The 9,179-nt window shown below is 61.9% G+C and carries 7 protein-coding genes; all 7 read left to right on the plus strand.

The features are described 5' to 3' along the window. Positions 1-809: RNA polymerase sigma factor RpoD (rpoD, locus tag ABJK70_RS15380; RefSeq protein WP_347258394.1), on the plus strand; the 809-nt coding region annotated here is incomplete at its 5' end. A gap of 456 nt (positions 810-1,265) precedes the next feature. Next, positions 1,266-1,574: a GYD domain-containing protein gene (locus tag ABJK70_RS15385; protein ID WP_077732654.1), complete on the plus strand. Its 309-nt coding sequence runs from the start codon at positions 1,266-1,268 to the stop codon at positions 1,572-1,574. Between the two features lie 320 nt (positions 1,575-1,894). Next, entirely contained in the window at positions 1,895-2,350 is a 456-nt protein-coding gene (locus tag ABJK70_RS15390) for an archease (protein WP_347258395.1), read from the plus strand. 25 nt (positions 2,351-2,375) lie between these two features. Then, positions 2,376-3,806 carry an RtcB family protein gene (locus ABJK70_RS15395; RefSeq protein WP_077732655.1) on the plus strand — a complete coding sequence of 477 codons (1,431 nt, stop codon included), beginning with the start codon at positions 2,376-2,378 and terminating at the stop codon, positions 3,804-3,806. A 540-nt stretch (positions 3,807-4,346) separates the two neighbouring features. Beyond that, a complete protein-coding gene (acnA, locus tag ABJK70_RS15400) occupies positions 4,347-7,172 on the plus strand; it encodes an aconitate hydratase AcnA (protein WP_347258396.1) in 2,826 nt (941 codons plus the stop codon). A 348-nt stretch (positions 7,173-7,520) separates the two neighbouring features. Continuing rightward, complete coding sequence (gene cas6, locus ABJK70_RS15405; protein ID WP_347258397.1) at positions 7,521-8,483, plus strand: CRISPR system precrRNA processing endoribonuclease RAMP protein Cas6; 963 nt, start codon at positions 7,521-7,523, stop codon at positions 8,481-8,483. 78 nt (positions 8,484-8,561) lie between these two features. Next, the coding region (gene csm6, locus ABJK70_RS15410) for a CRISPR-associated ring nuclease Csm6 (protein ID WP_347258398.1) at positions 8,562-9,179 on the plus strand (618 nt) is incomplete at its 3' end.

Consider the following 9,179-nt stretch of genomic DNA (forward strand, 5'->3'; position numbering starts at 1 on the left):
GAATCGAACAAGCGACCGGACTTTCGATGGGTGACATCAAGGAGATGAACAGACGTGTCTCGATCGCTGAGAATCAGGCACAGCAAGCGAAAAAGGAGATGGTCGAGGCGAACCTGCGGCTCGTGATCTCGATCGCCAAGAAGTACACCAACCGGGGCCTACAATTTCCCGACCTGATCCAGGAAGGCAATATCGGCTTGATGAGAGCGGTGGACAAATTCGAATACCGACGCGGTTACAAGTTCTCCACTTATGCCACGTGGTGGATTCGCCAAGCGATCACGCGGGCCATCGCCGACCAGGCGCGTACCATTCGCATCCCGGTCCATATGATCGAAACGATCAACAAGCTGAACCGGATCTCGCGCCAAATGTTGCAAGAGCTGGGCCGCGACCCAACGGTGGAGGAACTGGCGGAGCGCATGGACCTGTCCGAGGACAAAGTGCGGGCGATACTCAAGATCACCCGAGAGCCCGTTTCGATGGCAACCCCCATCGGCGACGACGGGGACACCCATCTGAGCGATCTGATCGAAGACCCTTATGCCACGTCGCCGGTCGAGTCGGCGACGACTTCGGGCTTACGCGAAACAACCCGGAAAGCCCTGGCCGGTCTGCCCGAGCGGGAAGCCGAAGTCCTGCGCATGCGTTTCGGCATCGATATGAGCACCGACCATACCCTCGAGGAAGTCGGGAGACAGTTCGACATCACCCGCGAGCGCATCCGCCAGATCGAGGTGAAAGCACTGCGCAAGCTACGTCAATCCTCGGGTTCCGAACCGCTACGCAGCTTCCTCGATTTGGGCTGATAAGGATAGTTGTCGGCAAGGGACTGCTGCCCTGCCACTGCCCCTTTCATCGGCGAGCGGTGGATTTTATCCTCGTAGCGCCGGGCGCCGGTTACGGGGATCTCCTTACTTGACAGCGTCTCGGGGCTGGCGCATTTTCTATTTTTGCCGATAGAACTTACGCAATCCGCTGCTTGTTTCCTCTCCCTCCGAGAGAGGGTTAAAGTGAGGGAGTTGAAAATCAGGGAAGGTTTTCTTTTTTCGATTCCGCCATGCTCGCCTTCTCTGAACGTCCCTCTTCTTCCAATCGCAAACGTCGCTTCAGTAGCGACTTTTCCCAAAGGGCGAAAGGTTCAAAGGTTCCGTTCTTCTTACGGAAGAAAGAGGCAGGAATCGAAAATGACGAGAGCGATCAAACTGCACAAGCTCTGATCGAAACGCTTTGGATTTTCCAATCTCCAGAGAAGGAGGTATACGATGGCCACTTATGTATTGCTGACCACCTTGACGTCCGAAGGCCGGCAAACCCTGCACAAGAATCCCGACCGGATAGTGGAAGTGAACAAAGAAATCGAGCAATTCGGGTGCAAAGTTCTTACCCAATATGCCCTCCTTGGGGCTCACGATTTCTTGACCATCATAGAGGCGCCAGACAATGAGACTGCCGCTCATCTTGCGGTCGATTTGGGTTCGCGCGGCTCGGTCATTCCCATGACCTTGCCAGCCATGCACATCGACGATTTCATCAAAAAGCTCAAAGGGCCGAAGCAAATGGGGCATGGTTAAGAGCCCACTGAGCAATTCGGACGGCCTGCGAACGCTCGATCGGCCCCGCCGCGCCGCCGAAACCCGTTTTGAAGGAAGGACTTCCGAGTTGTCGTGGCGTCCGAGAACCGAATTTTTTCGGCGCCACGATCAACCAAAGATTTCCGGATAATTCCATCGTTCCTAAGGGTCCCAATATAAGTTGGGCACTGTGCAGATCGATCGGCCAATCAAGAACCAGCGAAACAGGCCATTCCGCGTTCATCCGCTTTCGCAAGGCCGACGAATCTACCGGAAAGCCTTCAGGCGCGACGATTCCAAATCCCGTCAAGAGGCAAGTCATGAGCACCGAAACCGGCCAATTGCAACCCGCAACCGATGCGTCCAGTTGGGAGCATTTTCCGCACATGGCCGACATGGGCGTGCGCGGCCGAGGCGCTACGATCGAAAAAGCTTTCGCTCACGCCGCTGAAGCGCTGAACGCCGTCATCTGCGATCCCGTCCAGGTCGGAACCACGACGCCGGTCGAAATCCGTTGCGAAGCGCCCGACATAGAATCGCTGCTGGTGGACTGGCTGAATGCACTCGTTTATGAAATGGCGGTGCGCCAGATGGTATTCGGCCGCTTCGACGTCAGTATCGACGGTTCCGCCTTGCACGCCACCGCCTGGGGCGAACCCGTCGAACGGGAACGCCACCACCCCGCGGTTGAGGTCAAGGGCGCCACGTACACCGAGCTCAAAGTCTATCGGGATGAAAACGGCGTTTGGATAGCGCAATGTGTCGTAGACGTGTAAAGCATCAGTCAAGAGAGGGTCGACGATGGATATCAATCGCCTGACGCGGCTATCCGAATTCGCCTGGCGCATCGAGCCGGTGAACGGTATGCGGGTGCCGGTCATCATTTATGCCGATGAAACCTTGATCGGCGACATGGATGAAAAAGTCAGGGAGCAGGCTGTGAACGTTACCATGCTGCCGGGTATCGTCGGCGCGTGCTACGCCATGCCGGACGCCCATTGGGGTTACGGCTTTCCGATCGGCGGCGTGGCCGCGTTCGATGCCGAGCAGGGTGGCGTCGTCTCGGCCGGAGGCGTGGGTTTCGACATCTCATGCGGGGTTAGAACCCTGCATACCGGTCTTAAACGCGAACAAGTGGACCCGCTCAAAAAGGAACTCGTCGATGCTCTGTACGCCACCGTACCGGTCGGCGTCGGCAGCCGCGGCCATATCCGCCTCGATCACGCTCAAATGGACGAAATGCTGTCCGGCGGCGCCGAGTGGGCGGTTCGGCAAGGCTATGGCCGCCCCGAAGATCTGGAGAGGATCGAAGAGCGCGGCCGGATGGCGGGCGCCAAGCCGGACGCCGTGTCCGTTCACGCCAAGGAGCGACAGCGAGCGGAGATGGGGACGCTGGGTTCGGGCAACCACTATCTCGAAGTGCAGGAAGTCAGCGAGATTTACGATCCGGCCATCGCCGCATCGTTCGGCCTGGCGACAGGCGACGTGGTGGTCACCATCCACTGCGGTTCCAGAGGCTTGGGCCACCAGATCGGCACCGACTTTCTCAAGCGCATGCAGGCGGCCGCGGTGCAATACGGCATCGCCCTGCCCGACCGGGAATTGGCCTGCGCTCCGATCGAATCGCCGGTCGGTCGGGAATACCTCGGCGCGATGCGCGCCGCGATCAATTGCGCGCTGGCGAACCGGCAGATCATCACGCATCTGACCCGCAAGGTGTTTGCGGAAATCCTGCCCGAAGCCCGGCTCGATTTGCTTTACGACGTTTCGCACAACACCTGCAAAGTAGAAGAGCACCTGATACAAGGCCGGAAAAAGCGGGTCTACGTCCATCGCAAAGGCGCGACGCGGGCTTTCGGTCCGGGCCATCCGGATTTGCCGAAAGTGTTTCGCGAGACCGGACAGCCGGTTTTGATCGGCGGTTCGATGGGAACGGCGTCCTACATCCTGTCGGGCACTGCGAGCGGCGAAACCTTGTCGTTCGCCTCCGCCTGCCACGGCGCCGGGCGAGCCATGAGCCGCCACCAGGCCGTGCGCACCTGGGGCGGCCGAGAGGTGGTCGACGAACTGGCCGCGCGCGGCATCATCGTGCGCAGCCCCTCGTGGCGCGGAGTCGCCGAAGAAGCGCCGGGCGCCTACAAAGACGTGCACGACGTCGTGATAGCCGCGGATAGAGCCGGGCTCGCGCGCCTGGTGGCCAAGGTCACGCCGATGGCTTGCATCAAGGGGTAACCGGCGCTTCCCTTTTTGCAGCTGGACTAAGAGCCTATCTCAGTAGGCCGTTCGCCCTGAGCCCTTCGACGGGCCTGTCCTGAGCTAAGTCGAAGGGCTCAGGACAGGCCGGTCGAAGGGTTTTGGGGACCTACTGGGATAGGCTCCAGAGCATTTTTCATCCCGGCGTACGGCTTCGTGTCGGGCAGGAAGAACGTAGGTCGGCAATCCCTTGCCGACTTATCGGCTCGGCAAAGGATTTTGTTGGAAGGGGCGTCCTGGCGCTCCCAGGACGGCCGTTTTGCGATTGGAAGGGTCGCGACTAAAGCGACCGTTTGCGATTGGAAGGGTCGCAACTGAAGCGACCGTTTGCGATTGGAAGGGTCATTCGGGCGCTCCAATCGCAAACGACCTGGCCGGGAGCGCCGGCCAGCCCCTTCCCCGGATGACCGTTTGCGATTGGGAAGGGATTGCCGACCTACCTATCGGGCCCTCTGACACCGAATCGGAAAATGCTCTAAGGCTCCACGGCTGGTAACGGCTTGAAAACGGGAGACTCGAATGAAAAACAGCTTCAGCGCCCGCTCGACGCTTCGTATCGGCGGCCGCGAATACGCGATATACCGGCTGGACGCCGCGGGCGACGTGAACCGCCTGCCGTACAGCCTCCGCATTCTGCTGGAAAACCTGCTGCGCAACGAGGACGGTGTGACCGTCACCCGCGAGGATATCGAAGCCCTAGCGGGGTGGAATCCCAAGAATCCGCCGGACCGCGAGATCGCCTTCTCGCCGGCGCGAGCCCTCCTCCAGGACTTCACCGGCGTGCCGGCCCTCGTGGACCTGGCCGCCATGCGCGACGCCATGGCCGAACTGGGCGGCGACCCGGCCAGGATCAATCCGCTCATCCCGGTCGAACTGGTCATCGACCACTCGGTCCAGGTGGACGCCTTCGGCACACCCGAGGCGTTCGAGAAAAACGTCGAGCTCGATTACCGCCGCAACGTCGAGCGCTACGCCTTTCTGCGCTGGGGCCAGCAGGCCTTCGACAACTTCAAGGTGGTACCGCCCAATACCGGCATTTGCCATCAGGTGAACCTCGAATATCTGGCGCGCGTCGTTTTCTCCACCGACGAGAATCCCGAACTCCCTCGCAACGGCGGACTCCCCCTGGCCTATCCCGACACCTGCGTCGGCACCGACTCCCACACGCCCATGGTCAACGGTTTGAGCGTGCTGGCCTGGGGCGTGGGCGGCATCGAAGCCGAGGCCGTCATGCTGGGGCAGCCCGTTTCCATGCTCATTCCCGAAGTGATCGGCTTTCGATTGGAGGGTGAGCTGCCGGCAGGCGTTACCGCGACCGATCTGGTGCTGACCATCGCCGAGATGCTCCGGAAGAAAGGCGTGGTCGGCAAATTCGTCGAATTCTACGGTCCCGGCGTCGCCGCTCTCAGGCTGGAAGACCGCGCCACCATCGGCAATATGACGCCGGAGTACGGGGCGACCTGCGCGATATTCCCGCCCGACGACGAAACCCTCCGCTATCTGCGTTTCACCGGCCGTCCCGAGGAACGGATCGCGCTGGCGGAGGCCTACCTGAAAGAACAAGGGCTCTTCCATAACCCCGACGCCCCCGAGCCCATCTTCACCGATACCCTGGCGCTGGATCTCGGCAAGGTACAGCCCAGCGTCGCGGGCCCCAAGCGTCCGCAGGACCGCATCAGCCTCCCCGACGTGAAGCGGGTCTTCCACGAAACGCTCCCGTCGCTTCTTCCGGCCGCGAAGAAACCTGCGGAATCGCACTCGCCAGAGCCTGAGCTCCGCATCGATCACGGCTCGGTGGTGATCGCCGCCATCACCAGCTGCACCAACACATCCAACCCTTCGGTCATGATCGCGGCGGGGCTTCTGGCCAAGAAGGCCTGCGAATACGGGCTAACGCGAAAACCCTGGGTGAAAACCTCATTGGCGCCGGGCTCCAAGGTCGTGACGGAATATTTCCGCCAGGCCGGTCTGACGAAATACCTCGATCAACTGGGCTTTCAGACCGTCGCCTACGGCTGCACCACCTGCATCGGCAATTCCGGGCCGCTGCCGCCCGAGATTTCGGAGCAGATCCGGGAGCGCGGGCTGGTGGCTTGTTCGGTGCTCTCGGGAAACCGCAATTTCGAGGGGCGCATCAACCCCGAAGTGCGCGCCAATTTCCTGATGTCGCCTCCGCTGGTCGTGGCGTTCGCCATCGCCGGCCGGATCGACTGGGACCCGCACCGGGAGCCGATCGGCACGGGCAAGGACGGCAGTCCCGTTTTTCTCAAGGACATTTGGCCGACCGAGGAGGAAATCAGAGAGACGATACGCACGGCCATCCGTTCCGACATGTACCGCGCGAGCTACGGTCAAGTGTACGAAGGCGACCGGCGCTGGAAATCCATGCCCATTCCTTCGGCAGACCGCTTCGCCTGGGACGAGAACTCCACCTACGTCCGCCAGCCGCCGTACTTCCAGGGAATGCAGGCAGAGGCACCGAAGAGCGTGGAAGATATCCGCGGCGCGAGGGCCATCGCCCTGCTCGGCGATTCGGTCACGACCGACCACATCTCGCCGGCCGGAAGCATCCAGAAGGACTCGCCGGCCGGAAAATACCTGATCGGGCACGGCGTGGAACCGCAAGACTTCAACTCCTACGGCTCGCGGCGAGGCAACCACGAGGTCATGGTGCGCGGCACCTTCGCCAATGTCCGCATCAAGAACCGTCTCGCGCCGGGAACCGAGGGCGGCTACAGCACCTATTTCCCGGAAAACGCCGTCATGACCATCTACGACGCGGCGGTGCGCTACCAGCAGGACGGCACGCCGCTCTGCATCCTGGCGGGAAAAGAATACGGCTCGGGCTCGTCCCGCGACTGGGCGGCTAAAGGACCTTTTTTGCAGGGGATTCGGTTCGTCCTCGCCGAGAGCTACGAGCGCATTCACCGATCCAATCTGGTCGGGATGGGCATCCTTCCCCTCCAGTTCCGGGACGGCGAGAACGTCGAATCGCAGGGCTTAGGCGGCCGCGAGACCTTCGCCGTGCTCGGGCTCGGAGAGGCCATAGCCACCCGCTTCGCCAACGGCCGCGACGTAACCGTACAGGCCACGGACGAAAACGGCCGAACCAAAGAATTCCACGCAACGATCCGCATCGATACCCCGCAGGAGATGCTGTACTACCTGAACGGCGGCATCCTCCAGTATGTTCTCCGCCAGCTCCTGGCCGGAAAAAAAGCCGAGACCATCTTCGATGCGATGACGACCGCCCCCCGGCCGGCGCCGCAAACGCCGCCGTCCGAGGGTATGGTCGACGAAGGCTCCAAAGACTCCTTCCCGGCGAGCGATCCGCCTGCTTATTGAACCGAATCCGGAGGATGCGGTGAGCAAAGCGAGCCGCCCTTCGACTTCGCTCAGGACAGGCATCATTCGCGGATGCCATCGGTGCGGCTCATGCCGGACCTCCTTGTCCGGCACCCTACGGGCTCCGTGCAAACCGGCTATCCTGCCGGTTTGTCGTTCCTCACCGCGCCCTACAGGTCGTAGGATGCGGTGAGCGAAGCGAACCGCCCTTCGACCTGGCTCAGGACAGGCATCGATCGAGGGCCGACCGGCGCGGATCGTTCGAAGACTTCGCAAGCTTGCCGAATCTTTCCTAAACTAGGCGAACGGTATGTACTGAACGCCCAGCAACAAAAACAAGAAAGCCTCATGTCCTCCGCCCGCCAACTCCCGTCGCTGCCCCTGGCAGTGTTCCGCTGTCATTTCGAAACCATCGAACCGCTCCGCCTGCCCGCCTACGCCGGCTCCGCCTGGCGCGGCGCCTTCGGCCACGCGCTCAAGCGCACCGTGTGCGTGGTTCGGGGGACGGAATGCCCTTCCTGCCTTCTCTACCGAAGCTGCGTCTACCCTTACGTCTTCGAAACCCCGCCGCCGCCCGACAGCGAAAAAATGCGCCGCTACACCACGGCGCCGCATCCCTTCGCGCTGCGCATAGACCCGCGACAAAACGGCTCGCCCTATGCATTGGGCTTGACACTGTTCGGACGCGCCGACCGTCATCTTCCCTACTTCATCCATGCCCTGGACCAGGCTGGAAAAGCAGGACTCAGTCGCGCTTCGCAAGCTTTCGAACTGATCAAAGTGGAGCAGGCCGATGCACCGGAGAATCCGATCGTCTACGAACCCGGCCAGCCCTTGCGGATGACGCCCGGCCGGACGCCGGCCATACCCGCCCTCCCCGAGCGCTTCGAAATCCGGATCGAGACCCCGCTCCGGCTGAAACGCGAGGACCATCTGGTGACGCCCGCGCAGTTCGGTTTCGGCGACCTGTTCGGGCATCTGCTGCGGCGGCTGTCCATGCTGAGCTACTTCCACACCGATACGCCGCTGGAGGTCGACTTCGCCGCCCTCGCACAGGCCTCGCGAAACGTGCCGGTGCATGAGCCCAAGCTCCGCTGGCACGACTGGACCCGCTATTCCTCGCGCCAACAAACCGCGATGCAAATGGGCGGACTGCTCGGCCGGTTCGAGCTGCGCGGCGAAGATGTCGAGACCTTCTGGCCCTATCTCTGGCTCGGCCAATGGACCCACGTCGGCAAGGGCGCCACCATGGGTCTGGGCCGCTACCGGATTCGCGCCGCAAGCTTGCCGGAAACCCTGGCCGACGCTTGACGAAGGCACACTGTAGACCGAAGGACAGGGACGCCAAGGACGGCAGCTCAACCGTTCACCCGACCGACTGCAACACAAATGACTTACCCTCGGCGAATTTTGCTCGTCATCACCGGCTTGACGCCTCAAGTCGTGACCGAAACCCTGTTTGCCTTATGGCAAGAGGCGCCCGAAACGCTTCCGACCGAGATCCACGTCATCTCCACAGCCGAAGGCGTGGAGCGGGCGCGCCTGACACTGTTCAGCGATGAGCCGGGCTGGTTTCATCGTCTGTGCAAGGACTACCGGCTGCCGCCGATCCGGTTCGGCGCGGATAGCCTGCACACCCTGACCGACGGCGACGGACGCCCCCTGACCGACATCCGTAGCGGCGAGGACAACACGGCGGCGGCCGACGGCATCACCGAGTGGGTGCGGCGGCTCACCGAGGACGACGACACCCAGTTGCACGTGTCTCTCGCAGGCGGCCGCAAAACCCTCGGCTTCTTCGCCGGCTACGCGCTGTCGTTGTACGGACGCCCGCAGGATCGTCTGTCGCACGTCCTGGTCGACGCGCCGTTCGAGTCGCACCCCGACTTTTTCTATCCTACGCCGTATTCCCATGTGATCTACGCCTATCGCTCCTACCAGAAGCCGCTCGACACCCAACACGCCGCCGTCCCCCTGGCCGACATCCCCTTCGTTCCACCCCCCCCC

The organism is Methylocaldum sp. (assembly GCF_039794385.1).
In the GTDB taxonomy this organism is placed as follows: Bacteria; Pseudomonadota; Gammaproteobacteria; order Methylococcales; family Methylococcaceae; genus Methylocaldum.